12 protein-coding genes and 2 pseudogenes are annotated in these 16,523 nt (G+C 40.3%); all 14 read left to right on the forward strand.

Going from position 1 to position 16,523, the window contains the following annotated elements; all coding sequences use genetic code 11:
- Positions 1-128: 128 nt before the first annotated feature.
- The 14 genes and pseudogenes from FTU75_RS03855 to mutS all read left to right on the forward strand — a co-directional run bounded on the left by FTU75_RS03855 (position 129) and on the right by mutS (position 16,373).
- A complete protein-coding gene (locus tag FTU75_RS03855) occupies positions 129-1,001 on the forward strand; it encodes a MetQ/NlpA family ABC transporter substrate-binding protein (RefSeq protein WP_180023817.1) in 873 nt (290 codons plus the stop codon).
- A gap of 74 nt (positions 1,002-1,075) precedes the next feature.
- Positions 1,076-2,101, forward strand: coding sequence for a methionine ABC transporter ATP-binding protein (locus FTU75_RS03860; protein ID WP_180115191.1), 1,026 nt, complete (start codon positions 1,076-1,078; stop codon positions 2,099-2,101).
- Positions 2,098-2,793: a methionine ABC transporter permease gene (locus tag FTU75_RS03865; protein WP_078188742.1), complete on the forward strand. Its 696-nt coding sequence runs from the start codon at positions 2,098-2,100 to the stop codon at positions 2,791-2,793. The genes FTU75_RS03860 and FTU75_RS03865 overlap by 4 nt, the downstream gene beginning before the upstream one ends.
- A gap of 277 nt (positions 2,794-3,070) precedes the next feature.
- A complete protein-coding gene (locus FTU75_RS18350) occupies positions 3,071-3,307 on the forward strand; it encodes a hypothetical protein (protein WP_227591801.1) in 237 nt (78 codons plus the stop codon).
- Between the two features lie 72 nt (positions 3,308-3,379).
- Positions 3,380-3,664 (forward strand): hypothetical protein, encoded by a 285-nt coding sequence (locus tag FTU75_RS18355; RefSeq protein WP_227591802.1) that lies wholly within the window; start codon positions 3,380-3,382, stop codon positions 3,662-3,664.
- Between the two features lie 129 nt (positions 3,665-3,793).
- The gene (gene dnaE, locus FTU75_RS03875) at positions 3,794-7,366 is read left to right on the forward strand and encodes a DNA polymerase III subunit alpha (protein WP_180106541.1); all 3,573 of its coding nucleotides are present in this window, start codon (positions 3,794-3,796) and stop codon (positions 7,364-7,366) included.
- A gap of 51 nt (positions 7,367-7,417) precedes the next feature.
- Positions 7,418-8,260, forward strand: coding sequence for an RNA methyltransferase (locus FTU75_RS03880; protein WP_180106543.1), 843 nt, complete (start codon positions 7,418-7,420; stop codon positions 8,258-8,260).
- Complete coding sequence (gene cysE / locus FTU75_RS03885) at positions 8,253-9,062, forward strand: serine O-acetyltransferase (RefSeq protein WP_180023822.1); 810 nt, start codon at positions 8,253-8,255, stop codon at positions 9,060-9,062. The genes FTU75_RS03880 and cysE overlap by 8 nt, the downstream gene beginning before the upstream one ends.
- A gap of 106 nt (positions 9,063-9,168) precedes the next feature.
- Positions 9,169-10,083 carry an ABUW_2363 family tetratricopeptide repeat lipoprotein gene (locus FTU75_RS03890; protein WP_180115192.1) on the forward strand — a complete coding sequence of 305 codons (915 nt, stop codon included), beginning with the start codon at positions 9,169-9,171 and terminating at the stop codon, positions 10,081-10,083.
- Positions 10,084-10,211: 128 nt separating this feature from the next.
- Positions 10,212-12,218, forward strand: coding sequence for a triacylglycerol lipase (locus FTU75_RS03895; protein WP_180106716.1), 2,007 nt, complete (start codon positions 10,212-10,214; stop codon positions 12,216-12,218).
- 561 nt (positions 12,219-12,779) lie between these two features.
- Positions 12,780-12,950, forward strand: a complete 171-nt coding sequence (locus FTU75_RS18360) for a hypothetical protein (protein WP_227591803.1) — start codon at positions 12,780-12,782, stop codon at positions 12,948-12,950.
- A gap of 130 nt (positions 12,951-13,080) precedes the next feature.
- Positions 13,081-13,224: pseudogene (locus FTU75_RS18365) on the forward strand (diguanylate cyclase domain-containing protein); the annotation flags it as partial.
- A 49-nt stretch (positions 13,225-13,273) separates the two neighbouring features.
- Positions 13,274-13,456, forward strand: a pseudogene (locus FTU75_RS18370) (diguanylate cyclase domain-containing protein); the annotation flags it as partial.
- 286 nt (positions 13,457-13,742) lie between these two features.
- Entirely contained in the window at positions 13,743-16,373 is a 2,631-nt protein-coding gene (gene mutS, locus FTU75_RS03905) for a DNA mismatch repair protein MutS (RefSeq protein ID WP_180084289.1), read from the forward strand.
- Positions 16,374-16,523 lie beyond the last annotated feature (150 nt).

Consider the following 16,523-nt stretch of genomic DNA (forward strand, 5'->3'; position numbering starts at 1 on the left):
TGTATAAGTCTGTGTAGCATTTTAAATTATTAAGCATCTATCAGCCTGTCTGATAAAAGACTTAAGTAAATCTCTCCATAATATGATTTGTGAATTTATTAATTTTATAAATTTACTCGGGTGAATATATGAAAAAGCTCCTAGGATTAGTTCTCGGTTTATCTGTAGGCCTTTCAGGCTGTGGTAAACAAGAAGCTCCTGCAACTGACGCCGCACAACAAAAAGACACTGCAGAAGTGCAAACTGTTACCATGGCTTCGACTGGTTCAGATGCTGATATTTGGCGCTATATTGCTACGCTTCCTGAAACCAAAGAAGCTGGCATTAAACTTGAAGTGAAAAACTTTACTGACTATGTGTCTATGAACACTGCTGTAGCGAACAAAGAAATTGATGTTAATGCATTCCAGTCATATGCCTATATGGTTGCGTTTAATGACAACAATAAAGATAAAATCGCACCGCTTTCGACTACTTATTTAGAGCCAATGGGTATCTATTCAAGCAAAGTCAAAAAACTTGAAGAGTTCAAAACAGGTGCAACAATTGCGATTCCAAATGATGGCGCAAACGAATCACGTGCATTGTTGCTACTTCAATCTGCTGGCTTAATCAAACTTAAAGCTGATTTTGACGATGTAAAAGGCACACCTGCTGACATAACTGAAAATGCGAAGAAAATCGTAATCAAACCAATTCAAATGGCGACTGCTGTCCGTGTTAAAGACGAAGTTGATGCGATTGTTTTGGGTAATACCCTTGCGATGGAAGGTGGTTTAAACGTACTGAAAGATGCGGTTTACTATGAGCCAATCGACCAAAGTACAAAAATGAACGTGAACATTCTTGCTGTTGCTGCTGACCGTCAAAATGACCCAGTTCTACAAAAAGTAGGCGCGCTTTATCACACTCCAGCAGTTAAAGCTTACATCGATGAACATTTTGGTGGTACTAAAATTGATGTAAACAAACCAACTAGCTACCTCACTGAAGCAAAATAGTAATATAATTTCTTCAAATAAACAGGCAAAGTTTACTTTGCCTGTTTTTTCATTTCTGAACCTTTTTTGACGCTATGATCCAATTTAAAAATATCTCCAAGCATTTTGAGCTTAAAGGCCAAACCGTTACAGCACTGGATCAGATTAATCTGGGCATTCCAGATGGCTGTATTTTCGGTCTAATTGGCTACAGTGGTGCAGGCAAAAGTACCTTAATCCGTTTAATTAATTTGCTAGAACGCCCTAGTGAAGGGCAAATTATTATTCATGATAAAGACTTTACTGCTTTAAATTCGGCAGAGCTACGTCAAGAAAGAACCAATATTGGCATGATCTTCCAGCACTTCAATTTACTGCAAACCAAAACAGTTGCAGAAAATATTGAAATGCCGCTTAAACTTTTAGGTGTTTCTAAAGCTGAACGCCATAAACGTTTAGAAGAGTTGCTCGAATTTATTGATTTGAAACATAAGAAAAATGCCTATCCGGATGAGCTCTCTGGTGGTCAAAAACAACGTGTCGGGATTGCCCGTGCGCTTGCCAATCATCCTAAAATTTTATTGTGTGATGAAGCAACATCAGCTCTCGATCCGCAAACTACCAAATCGGTATTGGCGTTATTAAAGAAAATCAATCAAGAACAAGGCATTACTATTGTGATGGTCACCCATGAAATGGATGTGATTGAATCTGTTTGTGATTATGTTGCGGTGATGGAACAAGGGAAAATCATCGAACACGGCTCAACCTTAGAGATTTTTAGTCAGCCAAAACACAATACAACCAAAAACTTTATTCAAACTGTATTGCAGCAACAGCTTCCTGTTAATATTTTAAATAATCTAGAAAATCAAAACCATAACAGTATTTATTGTTTAAAATTTCTGGGCAGTTCGGCACAGGAAACCGTCATTCAAGCGGTAATTAAACAGTTTGATATTAGCCTGAATATTTTGTTTGCCAATATGACTGAAATTAATGGTGCGGTGATTGGACAAATGTTCGTTCAGCTATTAGGTGATGCAGCATTGATTCAACAAGCGGTGGCGTTCTTAGAACAACATGGCGTTGAAGTCACTCAAGCAGGAGTTCAGCAATGAGAGATTTAATTGTTCAATGGCTGACTCAAATTACAGCACCCTTTTGGAAAAGTTCTTTGTCTATGGATCAGTTCGTCACTGCCCTACAAGAAACTTTTCACATGGTGTTCTTTGCCATGCTCTTTGGCTGTATTTGGGGTTTTATCCAGGCCGTGATTTTATATGTCTCACGTCCACAAGGCATTTTGCCTAATCGTGTCATCTACCATGGTTTGAACCCGATTGTGAATGCGCTGCGTTCATTGCCATTTATTATCCTCTTGATTGCGGTCATCCCTTTGACCAAAGTCATTGTGGGTACTTCAATTGGTACTTGGGCTGCAATTGTTCCTCTCACAATCTATGTTGGTCCTTACATTGGTCGTCTGATTGAAACTTCGTTGCTTGAAGTGAATGACGGCATCATTGAGTCTGCTCAAGCGATGGGCGCATCTCCGCTGCAAATCATTACTAAATTTGTGCTACCAGAGTCACGTAGCTCTTTGATTTTAAACTTAACGACTGCAACCATTAGCTTAATTGGCGCAACAGCCATGGCGGGTGCAGTAGGTGCAGGCGGTATCGGTGACCTTGCTATTTCTTATGGTTATCAACGTTTTGATAGTAGCGTGGTCATCATGACCGTGATTGTCTTATTGATCTTGGTTCAAATCGTACAAAGCCTAGGTGATTGGTTATCAAAATTACGCTAAGCCTGCGCAATTTATATCTTTAAGCTCTCTTCGGAGGGCTTTTTAATGTTTAAGATTTGTTTTTTTTAAAGCTGAAATTAAACCAAAATGTCTTTAATTTTAAATTATTTTGACGGCAAATTAGCAACACCATAAAATTTAAAATATGACCTTCAATATTACGTTTACAAAAACTTGAATGAGTACAAACTATCAAAAGAATAGAATTTTATATTCTCCATGCAAACAATACTGACAGCAAAAATTTTCCGCTTAAATTTTTTTCACAACAGCAATATTGATCACTTCAGCAGCATCTGCATCCATTGCTGATTATGACTATGTAACTAATATTAAGGTAAATGATGTTGACTTAGCCTTACCCTTGCCTGCATCAAAAGCAAATGCATTAATCAGCAAAAATCCAGTAAAGCTTAAATATGAATATTCAGAATGTACCGGCAATACTGAATTTCATGTCACATCAAAAGGTAAATTTCTAAAATTTGAAATTTATGCTGAGGACAATCCTTAAGTTAAAAATGATTCATTCTATAAAAATAAAAACAGCTTCGCCCAACTTGGACAAACCAAAGGGGTTGTTTGGATGGAATGGGATAAATCCACTCAAATACGCGATAAAATTCAAATTGGATCAAAACATCTGATAAGCCAATATGACTATCAACAATTTGTAAAAGACTTTACCAAAAGTGCAAAATTAGCCAATCCAAATGAAGTTGCATTTGTGATTTTTCTCTCACCGACTCATGCCAAATGCGTGCTGAAAGAGCCGCATAACTATGATTTACCCTATATTGGCAATCTAGCCTTCAACTTTAAAAATAGCAAATTAATAGCTTTTTCAGTTAATCAAGGTATTGCTTGCTAAACCGTGATTATCATACAGCGTTTATTGATTAAACAGTGAATTTATAAATCTGCATAAAGCCATGCAATAAACGCAAGTTTGATCTCAGAGCATGCTAAAATCAGCAGCTGTTTTCGCAGGGACTCATCTATGCACTTTGTACATCTTGGTATTTTTACAGAATTTTCCATTACTGAATCTATTGTACGTATACCTGATCTTGTAAAAGCTGCAGCTGCAGATGAAATGCCCGCTCTGGCCATTACTGACCTTTCAAATCTACATGCTGCTGTAAAATTCTATAAAAAGTGCTTAGATAAAGGCATTAAACCCATATTTGGTTCAACCATTCGTTTGAATGATGCTGAACACAAAGCTACTCTTCTAGCGATGACCAATAAAGGTTGGCGCAGTCTAACAGAGTTGGTTTCTGAAGGTTATATTTCAGGTCAACAGCTTGATATTCCTTGCGTAAAAAAAGATTGGATTTTAAATCAACATCAAGACTTGATTGTTTTACTGGGTATGCAAAGTGATGTCGGCAAAATGCTTTGCTCTTCCAACCCGCAAAAAGCTGAACCACTGTTAGCTGAATGGGTCGAAAAATTTGGCAATCGTGTTTATTTAGCGATTACACGAACTGAGCGCTCAGGTGAAGAAGACTTTATTCACGAAGCAGTAAAACTTGCGAAGAAATTTAACATTGGTGTGGTTGCTCATAACGATGTGCATTTTATAAGTAAAGAAGATTTCGAGGCACATGAAGCACGCGTTTGTATTGCCGATGGCTATGTCCTCGGTGACAATCGTCGCCCTAAAAATTACAGTCCTGAACAGTATTTTAAAACTGCCGAGGAAATGACGGAGCTGTTTGCAGACATTCCAACAGCTATAGAAAATACCTATCACATTGCGCGACGGTGTAATGTGTCATTACGTTTAGGCTTCCATGACCTTCCCGATTATCCAATTCCTGAAGGTCATACAATTGACACCTATTTTGAACATTTATCGAAAGAAGGTTTAGAAGAACGTTTAGCGCATTTGTACCCTGTCGAACAACGTGGTGACGACTGGCCAGAAATTCGTAAGCCTTATGATGAACGTTTGGCTTATGAAGTTGGGATCATCCTGACCATGCAATTCCCAGGTTATTTCCTAATTGTCATGGACTTTATTCAATGGTCTAAAGGTAATGGCGTCCCTGTTGGTCCAGGCCGTGGTTCGGGTGCAGGTTCCTTGGTTGCCTATAGTTTAAAAATTACTGACCTAGACCCACTACGTTATGACCTACTGTTCGAACGTTTCTTAAACCCTGAACGTGTATCAATGCCCGACTTTGACGTCGATTTCTGTATTGCAGGTCGTGACCGTGTTATTGACTATGTTGCACGCACTTATGGTCGAGATGCGGTCTCTCAGATTGCAACTTTCGGTACCATGGCGGCAAAAGGTGCAATTCGTGACGTAGCCCGTGTCTTGGGTAAATCTTATGGTTTGGCTGATCGTATTTCTAAAATGATTCCGACCAAGCCTTTAGGTTTAAGTTTGGAAGAATCCATTGAGGCCGAACCACAGCTCAAAGACATTGTCACCAATCCATCTAACCCAGATAACGACGATGCAGCCGAAATTTGGGAAATGGCACTCAAACTTGAAGGCATTACCCGTAATACAGGTAAACATGCCGGTGGTGTGGTTATTGCACCAACTAAGTTAACTGACTATTCGGCTGTCCTATGTGATGCAGATGGAACTAACCGTGTAGCCCAATTCGATAAAGACGATGTGGAAGCTGCAGGTCTAGTTAAATTCGACTTCTTGGGCTTACGTAACTTAACGGTAATCGAAGATGCCATTAAGCACATTAATGCCCGTCCAGATATCACTACACCTGTCGATATTTCCTTGATTCCTTTGGATGACAAACCTGCCTATGCTGTGTTCGCAGAAGCAAACACCACAGCAGTCTTCCAGTTTGAATCCGTCGGCATGAAAAAAATGCTGAAAGAGGCACGTCCAAGTAAGTTCGAAGAAATTATTGCTTTCGTGTCTTTATACCGTCCAGGCCCGATGGATCTGATTCCTGACTTTATTTACCGTATGCATGGTGGCGAGTTTGAATACTTACATCCATTACTAGAAAGTGTCCTTGAACCGACATACGGCATTATGGTGTATCAGGAACAGGTAATGCAGGCAGCGCAGTTCTGTGCTGGCTATAGCTTGGGTGGCGCGGATTTACTTCGTCGTGCCATGGGTAAAAAGAAAGTCGAAGAAATGATTAAGCACCGTCAGATCTTTACTGAAGGTGCTGCAACCAAAGGTATTGATGCAGATACGGCCAACCATATCTTCGATTATATGGAAAAATTCGCAGGCTATGGTTTTAACAAATCCCATGCCGCAGCCTATGCTCTTGTTGCATATCAAACCGCTTGGTTAAAAGCACATTTCCCAGCTGAATTTATGTCAGCAGTGATGACCTCGGAAATGCAGAACACGGACAACGTGGTGTTCTTGATCGATGACTGTCGTATTAATGGTCTTGAAGTCTTACCACCTTCGGTCAATATGTCTTTATATAATTTCCATGCCAGCGATCCAAAAACCATCGTCTATGGTTTAGGTGCGATCAAGGGTGTCGGTGAAGCTGCCATGCAGTCTGTGATTGACTCACGTATCCAAGATGGCCCATATAAAGATCTGTTTGACTTCTGTCATCGTATTGACCTAAAAAAAATCAATAAGCGCACGCTTGAAGCATTGATTCGTGGTGGCGCATTGGATTGTTTAGGATTAGAACGCGCTGACTTGATGGCGCAATTGCCAGAAGCTGTACAAGCGGCTGACCAAGCCCGTACAAACCGCGAAACAGGGATGATGGATTTATTTGGTGAAGTTGAAGAAGTTCAGCGTAAACCTTCTAAACCTGTTAAACCGTGGTCTGATGAAGTTCGTCTTAAAGGTGAAAAAGATACTCTTGGGCTTTATCTAACAGGTCATCCGATCGATGTGTATCGATCAGAGCTAAAAGCCTTTATTTCACAGCGCATTAATGAGCTTACGCCCACACGACGTGGTGTCACTACAGTATTTGCAGGCCTCGTCGTCGATATTGCCAACTTCCCGAACCGCATGATGGTGACGCTCGATGATGGTACTGCACGTATAGAAGTGTCTGCGAATCACGAACGTTTTAACCGCTTCAAAGATGTGATTCAAAACGAAAAAGTGGTGGTCATTGAAGGTGAAATTTACGAACGTGAAGGTTTTGATCGGCCAATGGGTCGCTTAACTAAAGCCTTCAGTTTGAATGAAATCCGTCAAAAACGTGCCAATGCCATTCAAATTAAATTAACACCTGAACATTTTAGTAAAACGCTATCACGCGACATCCAAAATATTTTACTGCCTTTTTGCAATGTCGATATGTGTACGCATATCCCTGTGCAGTTATATATAGACTATCCATATGCGACGGCCGACATTCATTTGGGGTTAAACTGGAAAGTTGCCCCACTAGATGAATTACTGTCTAAGCTGCGTGACTACTTCGGCAAAGAATCTTTGCATGTCGAATATCATGTCAAATCCAAAGCTGCCAAAGCGGTAAGTTATGAACAAGCCTCTATTCCTGCGCAGGTTCCGCCACCGCCAGATGGGATGAGCATGGATGATGCCATGGATTTATACCAAGCAGAAGCCAATCAATTTTCTTAAAGTTTAAACGCTGTTTGAACTGCTTTTTTAAATAAACATATTGGAAATATCATGAATCAAACTGACAATGCTGCGGTTTCAGCACATCTCTCTCATGTGCGTATTGTCATGGTGAATACAACATTACCCGCAAATATTGGTAGTGCATTACGTGCCATGAAAACCATGGGACTTTCAAAGTTGGTCTTAGTTGCACCGAAGACTTACCCGCATCCTGACATTAATGCTTTGGCTGCCGGTGCTGTCGATTTAATTGATCAAATTGAAATCGTTGAATCATTAGAAGATGCCATTAAAGATTGTCATATTGTCTTTGGTACCAGTGCGCGTAGTCGTACCATCCCATGGCCATTACTTGACGCTCGCCCTGCTGCCGAAATGTCTCTCAAAGCGGTCTGCGAACAACAACAAGAAATTGCCGTAGTATTTGGCCGTGAAGACCGTGGTTTGACCAATGAAGAATTGGCAATGGCCAACTACCATGTCACTATTCCAGTGAATACTGAATATGGCGTCTTAAACGTTGCCCAAGCGATTCAAGTCATTTGCTATGAAATGCGCATGGCCGCCCTTGCACATACTGAGTTAACGGCAAATCCTGATGCCAAGATGCATGTTACTGATGACATCGATATGGAATGGGATGAACCTTTGGTAACCCATGAAATGATGGAACAGTTCTACCCGCATATTGAAAAAATGCTGGCAGAGATTGAATTTATGGATCCAAAAAATCCAAGATTATTACCTTTACGCTTGCGTCGCCTATTTGGACGTATACAATTAGATCGTATGGAATACCACTTATTACGTGGCATCTTTAGCCGAGTACAGGCTTTAAATAACGGAACATGGAAAAAATCTACAGACAATGAGGATCAATCTAATGCTTAAGCAGCTCAAAGAAGATATACAGGCTGTATTCGCGCGCGATCCTGCTGCACGAAATACGCTCGAAGTCTTAACGACTTATCCAGGAATTCATGCCTTAATCATGCATCGTATGGCACATGAACTTTGGAAAAAAGAGTGTAAAGGCTCAGCTCGTCTATTGTCTTCTTTTAGCCGCTTTGCCACAGGCATTGAGATTCATCCGGGTGCGAAAATCGGTCGTCGTTTCTTTATTGACCACGGTATGGGTGTGGTGATTGGTGAAACAGCTGAAATTGGTGATGATGTCACCCTCTACCATGGTGTGACCTTAGGTGGCACGACTTGGAACAAAGGCAAACGTCACCCAACTTTGGAAGATGGTGTAGTGGTTGGCGCTGGTGCAAAGATCTTGGGCCCATTTACGGTGGGTAAAAATGCCAAAGTCGGTTCAAATGCCGTCGTGACTAAAGAAGTTCCTGCAAATACTACTGCTGTGGGCAATCCAGCACGCTTTATCACCAAAGATAAACCAAAAGATGAAGCGGAAACACGTCGTCGCGACTATGCAGAAAGTATTGGTTTCCAGCCTTATGCTGCAACCCAAGACCAAACTGACCCGATATTAGAAGGTATGCGTGTATTGTTAGATCGTATTCAGCACAATGAAAAACGTATGAATAATTTGTGTCAGCGTTTGTCTCTCCTTGACCCAACGTTCAAAAAGCAACAGCTTAATGAACAACCTTTTAGTCAGGAAGAACTTAAAATCATTGAAGATGTGCGCCGCGAATGCGAAGCTCAAAGTAGTCAATCTAAGGCTTAACCAAAAGCAATCAGAATAAGTTGCCTTTAACTTGCATGTTGTTCAGAGTTTTTTTAGACTGACCAACATGTTTTTTTGTATAAAATAAATTTAATGGATGAATAATATGACGCTTAAGCCCTTGGCAGTTGCTTGTATTGCTTTAACCCTTGCCGCTTGTGGAAGCGCCCCAACTAAAAATAATGCTCTTAAAGATGCCATGATTTTTGTAGAGCCTGAACTGACTCCACCTTTCTACGCACTCAACCCATTTAACTACGATGCACCACCTCCTTTTGAATTAAATTTACAAAAAGCTGCAGCACAGCCTGTGACTAAGATGGTGGTAACTAGCCCAACCGACCCATCTAAGCAATTAACCCTTGAAGAAAACCGCCTGATTATCCCCACTGTTGACAGCAAAGAACGTTCGATGAAATTTGCTGCTTTAGCAAGTGACAATGAAATCGACATTACTGAAATTGATGATTTCTTACAGCTTGTTGAAGGTAAAGCACGTCACTATCCACCACGTTTTGTTCAACGCCAAGAACGCAAAGGGTTTGAGCTTAAACTCAAGGAAGTTACGCAAAAATTAGATACGCTTGCGTCTAAAGACAACGCTTCTTTTGATATTTTAGTTCGTGCATTTAAAGCCAGTGTGATGGCACGTAACCTTGATTTGGGTTCTGTGTACACAACTAAATCATTAACTTACGCACAACGTATTTTAAAAATCAACCAAGATGATGCAGAAGCAAACTTCTGGTTCGGTTTTGGTTTATCTGAAGGTGGTGGTCAACGTGAAGCGATTCCATACTTAGACAAAGCAATGAAAGCCGGTGTTCAAGAAGCGTATCTTTCTGCAGCAAATAACTATATTGCCATGGAACAAAAAAAGAACGCCATTCAGGTTTTAAAGAACTATAAAGTTAAATATCCACAAGAAGCAGAAGTTGCTGATCGTTTAATTCAAGAAATTGAAAAGCAAGGTCGCTGGAATGTTTGGCAAGTTTTAAATCCACCTAAAGCTGCGTCTTAAATCAGACGATTTAGAAAATTCTTTTGAAAAAAGACCGTTTTAACGGTCTTTTTTCATTTAAGGTGAATTGAAAATCCTGACAATTATCGTATGATTTGAAGATACCTAACCTTATGCGCGGCCTCTTTATGCAGCAAAATATTAAAAAAATACTGCTCCTTGGAATCATAAGTACAAGCGTACTGAGTGGATGTCAGGTCGTCAGTGTCAAAAATCAAAAACTCAATGTTTCGATTGCCAATGAACGTGAAAGTATTATTTCTCGAAATAAACTTAGCGAAGCCAGTTTAAATGTCTTGTCGATGACAGGTCGGGAAGCCAAAGCCTGCACAGAAGATCCGAAAGCCTGTGTTGATGAGTTACAACAAATTCCTCAGATTCAAGATGAACAATTACTTTCTACAGCAAGTGAATTATATTTAGCTAAAGCTATAGAATATGAATCTTCTTCAGCCTGCAAGTTAGGTGTGCTCAGTAGTCACAAATCTGAAGAAAAACAAAAAATTGAACAAGACACTTATAATAAGTGCTTAGATCAACAATTGATACTTCTCGATAAAAGTATTCGCTATAGCTATGCGTACATGTTTAAAACCAAACGTGCGCCTGCTGATCGTATTTTTGATAACCGTCAAGTTCAAATCCGTGATTTCTATAATCAAGGGATTGCCAAATTGGTTAGCAGCTATGCACTACGTTATAAGCCGCAAGAAGTCACCCAACAGATTAAAGTCGGACAAACCACCTATCACATAGACTTCAGCCACTACCCAGAACTCAAAAATCGTAAAATTGAACAATTGATGTCAACCTATAACCTTAACTTCTCAGGCTTACGTTCAATTACCCGTCGAGATGGTTTTGGCTCCGAATTTCTTGTGGTTTTACCCGAAGAACATACGATTGAAACAGGCAAAGCCAAATATATTATCAATCCGATTGATTTTAAATATCCGTCTGGTTCAAATCCTAATATCCATCAAGCGCGCTATTTAGCTGCAACCTTAACGGCTGAACCACTAAGCGCTGCAACTACAGTTGATCAAATTTTGAATCAACATGAGTTTCAAATTAAAGCTTACGACCCGTATAAGTACGAACAGGTCAATATTGCCAATAAAAACTATGCGCTTGCTGCCAATTTTTCTGCTCCATATGGTCTTTGGTTAGCACAAAATAACTTGGGTAAGGCAGCTTATTTATCACTGATTGACCGAGATGAAAAACTGACGATGCCGCATCTCTACATGCTTGAACCATATAATCCTGACAAGAAAGTTATCGTCTTGGTACATGGCCTTGCTAGCAGCCCTGAAGCATGGATTCGTCTGACTAACGATATTATGGGCGATTCAGTGCTACGTGAACATTATCAAGTGTGGCAAGTCTTCTATTCAACTAATATGCCGATTATTGAAAGCCGCTTCCAAATTTATTCCATTTTGACTCAGACCTTTAGCAAAGTAGACGCCAATGCCGCGGCTAAAAAAGATGCTGTTCTAGTCGGTCATAGTATGGGCGGCATTATTGCACGACTACTTGTCAGCCAAGCCGATACCACGCAAGCAGCTTTGAAAATGATGAATTCACGTCAATTAAATCAGTACCGAAATATTCCAGTAGTGAAGCAACGTATGGTGATTGAAGATATTCCAAATTTCAGCCGCGCAATTTTTTTAGCTGCACCTCATCGCGGTACAGAATATGCAGATCGCTGGTTTACCAAAGCCGCTCGAAAAATTATTAAACTCCCAGGAGCTTTTTTATCGGCCATGGGTGATGTGTTAACTCAAGAAGAAGACCTGAAAGATTTATTTCGTGAAATTGACCATGGCTTGATCCAAAATGGACCAAGTGACTTAAGTCATCAATCAAAATTTATCGCGCTCACTGAAGATATTCAGCCGCGTAAGGGTTTGAAGTTTCATTCAATTATGGGAAATAACACCAACAGTCAAGATAAAAATATTATAACGGATGATATCGTACCATACACTAGTGCTCATCTAGAGGGTGCTGTTTCAGAAAAAATCATTAAAGGGGGTCATTCGATTCAAGAAACCCCTGAAGCTGTACTCGAACTACGCCGTATATTACGTTTGCATTTGATTGAACTTGGCCTCTATAAACCATAAGGCAATACAGCATTTAAATCGATCTACATATTTTAAAACCGATCTCAGGATCGGTTTTTTTTATTTCTGCATTTACTTGAATATGCCATTATTCAGGTAGTTACTATATAAGCTTTTTTTTAATCATTTTAAAACTCAAAGGCACTCGTTGAACTTTACATAAACCTTATATTGTAGATAAGTTGTTGTAAAATACAGATAAAATATTGTGCGCTTTTCCTAATTATTTTATGCGCATATCGAATTATGAAATTTTAAGGCTTTAAGTCACTTCTTCTGTGAAATTAAGGGTCTAATCATAACTATATAAAATTAAGTATATTTTACGTCAAGTTTATAATCCATTTATCAACCGCTCTACCGCGATGAAGCGGCGAAAAAATTTTGTTTTCGCGGAATCATTATTTTTCTCCTGTATGCCCTGTCATGTACGGGGATTTATCAAGTGATTCCATAACGCAGTTTTGTAGATTCCTCTGTATATTTGGGTAGTGTTTATCACTCTGATCGCATGGGATTTATCTTTTTTTCCGCATTAAACCCTTATTTTAATGTTTATACTTGTCTAGCTCGATGTGCGCTGTTGCGATCATATTTACTGTGATTTGTAATGATCACAATGATGCGCTATTACATGCAGCCATGAAGTATGCCTTGGTCATTATCTATGCCTTTGTTGGTCTGCGTTTTTATATTGCCATGGTTGTTGGTTGGGAGAACATGACCCACTGACTGGGCTAGCAAACCATCGTCCGTTATAAGGAGCTTTAGAACAGCTATGGCATTATGCCCTACGCCATCAACAGCCTTTAAGCATCATGGTGATCGATATCGATTTTTTGAAAATTAAAATGATCATTTAGGTCATCAGGCGGGTGACATCTGCCTCACACAAATTACTGAGGTTTTGTCTCAAATCACTAATCGAAATGGTGAGTTAGCTGCACACTATGGCAGCGAAGAGTTTTTACTCCTCTTTAGGGTGTTAACTGAAGCTGAAAAATGAACCTTTCGCAGCCGATTTATTACGCAGAATTTAATCACTCGAACTTCCACATCCAGCCAGCCATATGTCTAAATTTGTGAAGATTAGCATCGGTACGGAAACGATCATTCCATCTAAATCTTATAAAATTCAGAAATTTATATTGGCTGCCGATCGTGCACTTTACCTTGCAAAAGGCAGTGGTCGAAACCAATATCGATTAGCTGAGGCTGAAGCGCAGCTTGATGTTTGAGTCAGTCTATCGCTTTGTAAATGTATCCATTGTTGAATTTACACACAGACTTTTTAGCGTTTATAAATAATATTTTGACTGCTTTTTTTACATGCAGACAAACCTTTTCTGGCATTTTCCTGTCACTTTTTTTGCTAGAATCAGCAACACGATTTGTTAACGTACACCTGTGGTTTTGAACGAAGAGACAATATAAATATAAGGACTTTTTCTAAATCCAATTTTCATCAAAACAGTGTTTTTCGTTTAGCGGCGCACAAATTTTTATTTTAAGGTATTTCGTTTCATGCAAGCTGATAATTCCAAAGTTGACCTTTCAACCCTGACTCCGATGATGCAACAGTACATGTCAGTCAAAATGCAAAATCCGCATTCACTGATGTTTTATCGGATGGGTGATTTTTATGAGCTCTTTTTTGAAGATGCGCATAAAGCAGCAAAACTCTTAGGAATTACATTAACGCATCGTGGTAAAGCCAATGGTGAACCAATTCCTATGGCTGGTGTCCCATACCATGCAGCTGAAGGCTATTTAGCCCGCCTTGTAAAAAAAGGGGAAACGGTGGTGATCTGCGAGCAAATTGGTGAGGTAACAGGTAAAGGTCCAGTTGAGCGCGGCATTGTTCGTATCATTACCCCGGGGACATTAACGGATGATGCACTAATTGCCTCTCATCAAAGTTCAAATTTAGTCGCGATCTGCTTACAACAAAATCAAATCGGGATTGCTTTACTAGACCTCAGTGCAGGTATTTTCAAAGTTCAGCAAATGGACTATCAGCTGGAACAATTAGCAATCGAACTTTCACGTTTAATGCCGAGCGAAATTTTGATTGATGAAGATCTTATTGATCCGAATATTGTCGAACAAATTAAACGTCAATTAGACTGCCCTGTCACTAAACGTCCAAACGTCGACTTCAATTTAAATAACGCACAAAAAACGCTGTGTGACCAATTTGCAGTTGCCACACTTTCAGGTTTTGGTATTGACCATTTACCTTTGGCGAAAGCTGCCGCAGCGGCTTTGATTCACTATGCAAAAGTGACTCAAAAAACTGCTTTACCACATATCCGCAGCATTCAACTCGAACAAAGTAGTGATTTTGTGGCGCTCGACCCCGTCACTCGTCGTAACTTAGAACTGATTGATCCCCTATTTGAACATGGTACTTCCCTGTTCCAACTAATCAATGATTGCCAAACTGCGATGGGTGGCCGTCTATTAAGTCGTACCTTAATGCAGCCTTTACGAGATACCGCTTTATTGGATGCACGTTTAGATGCATCACAAGCGATGCTGCAAGGCTATCATGAGTCTCCGATCCGCTTAGTTCTCAAAGAAATTGGTGATATTGAACGTGTGCTATCTCGTGTAGCTCTCGGCAGTGCTCGTCCACGAGACCTAGTTCAGTTACGTCAAACTTGTGCACAAATTCCCTATCTTCGACATGCACTTGAACCGATCATTCAGTCACACCAATCTAAGCTGATCGCTCAGTTAAATGATGAAATGGGTGATTTTCACGGCTTACATGAGCGTCTCATGTCTGCCATCGTAGAAAACCCGCCAGTGCTTTTACGTGATGGAAATGTGATTGCCGAGGGTTTCGACACTGAACTTGATGAACTACGTAAAATTCGTGACCATGCGGGACAATTCCTCATTGATCTTGAAATTAAAGAACGTGAACAAACCGGCATTGCAACCTTAAAAATTGGCTATAACCGTGTCAGTGGCTACTATATTGAACTAACACGCGCACAAGCTGAGCAAGCACCTGATCATTATATTCGCCGCCAAACCCTAAAAAATGCGGAACGCTACATTACCCCTGAGCTGAAATCCTTTGAAGATAAGGTGCTTTCGAGTGAGTCACGTGCATTAGCGCGCGAAAAAATGCTCTTTGAGCTATTACTTGATGAGTTACGTGCAGATATTGGCAACTTACAAATGATGAGCGCCGCTATAGCGCAAATTGATTTACTGGCTAATTTTGCCCATCAAGCTCGATTACGAAATTGGTCACGTCCTGAATATAGCCCTGAAGTTGGGATCAAAATCAAAGCCGGTCGTCACCCAGTTGTGGAATCTCTGAGCAAATCAGCATTTACTCCAAATGATACCAGTTTGGACTTTAATCACCGCATGGCGATTATCACAGGGCCAAATATGGGCGGTAAATCGACCTTTATGCGCCAAACTGCCTTAATCAGCTTATTAGCCTACTGTGGTAGCTTTGTCCCTGCCCAATCTGCCGTATTAGGGCCGATCGATCGGATATTTACCCGTATCGGATCTGCCGACGACTTGTCTACAGGCAAATCAACCTTCATGGTGGAAATGACTGAAACCTCACAGATTCTACATCATGCGACCAATCAATCATTGGTACTGATGGATGAAGTCGGACGTGGTACGAGTACCTATGATGGCTTATCTTTGGCGTGGGCATGTGTGCTCGATCTCACGCGTCGCATTAAATGTTTATGCCTATTTGCAACGCATTATTTTGAGCTCACCGAGTTAGGCAAAGACGCCAATATAGATAACTATCATGTGACTGCTCGTGAGCTAAATGGCAACCTGATCTTACTGCATAAAGTTCAACAAGGCCCGGCGAGTCAAAGTCATGGTCTACAGGTGGCAAAGCTTGCAGGTATTCCTGCGGCAGTGATCAAAGAAGCACAAAATCGCCTTCGCATTTTAGAAACTCAGCAAAAGCAGCAACTCAATACGGCTGTACAAACCGATTTATTCTCTGCACTAGCAGAGCCAGAAGTCATCGAACGCGTGGTTGAAGTTGAAAAAACATCGCCCGTACTTGATGCCTTAGCAGATTTAGATGTCGATAACTTAAGTCCACGTGAAGCACTACAACAACTTTACGCCTTGAAAGATTTACTTAAGATCTAATTGAGCAGAAGCGATAGATGAGATATGCAAAGAACACCTATGAAGGTGTTCTTTGCATTGACACCATTGAAACGCTTAAATTAGTGAATGTTTGCTATTTACTTATGCGGCTACTCAGCAATAAATTGATAAAAAAATTAGTGTTCTAAA

This window comes from Acinetobacter sp. YH12140 (genome assembly GCF_013418475.1).
In the GTDB taxonomy this organism is placed as follows: domain Bacteria; phylum Pseudomonadota; class Gammaproteobacteria; order Pseudomonadales; family Moraxellaceae; genus Acinetobacter; species Acinetobacter amyesii.